This is a genomic window from Bradyrhizobium sp. PRIMUS42 (assembly GCF_023006515.1).
Classification (GTDB): Bacteria; Pseudomonadota; Alphaproteobacteria; order Rhizobiales; family Xanthobacteraceae; genus Bradyrhizobium.
This window is the reverse complement of sequence record NZ_JALBGZ010001243.1, coordinates 1-1,054: the sequence shown is the minus strand read 5'-3', so window position 1 is coordinate 1,054 and position 1,054 is coordinate 1. Positions and strand designations below refer to the sequence as shown.

Sequence of the window (1,054 nt, the reverse complement as noted above, 5' to 3'; positions counted from 1 at the left end):
CACGGCGGCGGTGTCGGCCCGCATGATCCGGGGGCCCAGGGCCAGCCGCAGGATCCTGGGCTGCCGCAGCAGCAGGGCCCGTTCCTCTTCGGCAAAGCCGCCTTCGGGGCCGATCAGGACGTCGATACCCTGTCCGGCCGCCCGCGCGGCTTGAAGGCTCTGAACCGCGTTTTCAACCTCGGCCGCCTCGTCGCAGAAGATCAGCAGGCGGTCGGCCGGGCGCTGGCTGAGGAAACGCTCCAGCGGCACCGGTTCGGCGACGGTGGCGATGCTCAAAATGCCGCATTGCTCGGCAGCCTCGACGACATTGGCGCGCATTCGCTCGGTGTTGACCCGAGAGGCCTGGGTGAACCGGGTCAGAACCGGATGCAGGGCGGCGGCGCCCATTTCGATGGCCTTCTGGACCATGTAGTCGAGCCGGGCGTGCTTGAGCGGGGCGAAGACGTAAGCGAGGTCGGCAAGCCGGTCCTGCGGCCGGGTCTGCTGGAGAATGACGAGGCCGTCCGGCCGCTTGCGGCCTTCAATGGCGGCCTGCCACTCGCCGTCGCGGCCGTTGAACGCCAAAACCTCGGCCCCCGCGGCAAGCCGCAGCACATTGCCGAGATAATTGCTCTGGTCGCGGTCGAGCGTGACCCTGGCGTCCTGGGCCAGGGGAGCGTCGACGAACAGGCGGGGAGCGCGAAAATCGTGGGAAGGCATCGTTCAAAAGTCCAGTTTGGCGCCGTTATTAACCGAAAGCAGCCAATTCGGGGGTAAATATTGCCAAACCGGTGCGTCGGCGCGCCGCGCTCTTGCCCTATTCGGCGGGTTGTTAAGCGCCGGCGGGAATCGTAAAATCGCGAGCACGCTGGTTGCGCTTCAGTTTGGAAGACGCCGAACCCCGCAAGCTCCTGCCGGAGAGACTGTCTTGATGATCCGTCATTTGATGGTTCCGATCACTGCCGCCATGGTCACCCTGAGCGCCGCGGGCGCGTTTGCGCAAAGCGCCTTCCCGGCGCCGCTGCCGAACCAGGCCCCTACCAGTTCCGCGTTTCCCCCGGTGAACGGCTCGGCG

General features: G+C 66.4%; 1 protein-coding gene. It reads right to left on the bottom strand.

Going from position 1 to position 1,054, the window contains the following annotated elements:
- Nucleotides 1-699 (bottom strand): 16S rRNA (uracil(1498)-N(3))-methyltransferase (locus MOV75_RS39395; RefSeq protein ID WP_246932887.1); only part of this gene is annotated, 699 nt, incomplete at its 3' end.
- Nucleotides 700-1,054: the final 355 nt, after the last annotated feature.